Here is a 284-nt window from a genome sequence, read left to right as displayed (position 1 = left end):
TTGGTGGGTCGTGCAGGATTCGAACCTGCGACCAATTGATTAAAAGTCAACTGCTCTACCAACTGAGCTAACGACCCCTTGCGGGATTATGCTGCTTTAATCATTCAGGATGGTGGGTCGTGCAGGATGACTGGACTTCGTCTCGCCCTTCGGGCCGTTGCTAACGCAACGTTATCCTTCACGTTCTCTACCAGTAACCACCTTTAAATTGGTGGGTCGTGCAGGATTCGAACCTGCGACCAATTGATTAAAAGTCAACTGCTCTACCAACTGAGCTAACGACC

Annotated in this window: 1 tRNA gene and 1 other RNA gene; both read right to left on the bottom strand. The window is 49.6% G+C overall.

Annotated features, from left to right (window positions below):
• Position 1 precedes the first annotated feature (1 nt).
• Positions 2–77 (bottom strand) — tRNA-Lys (locus RTW80_RS28885).
• A 33-nt stretch (positions 78–110) separates the two neighbouring features.
• Positions 111–278: non-coding RNA, RtT sRNA (locus RTW80_RS28880), on the bottom strand.
• Positions 279–284 lie beyond the last annotated feature (6 nt).

This window comes from Escherichia sp. AM3 (assembly GCF_032029835.1).
GTDB classification, from domain to species: domain Bacteria; phylum Pseudomonadota; class Gammaproteobacteria; order Enterobacterales; family Enterobacteriaceae; genus Escherichia; species Escherichia coli.
Note: the sequence above shows the minus strand (reverse complement) of the source record. Positions and strands in the feature narration are given on the sequence as shown.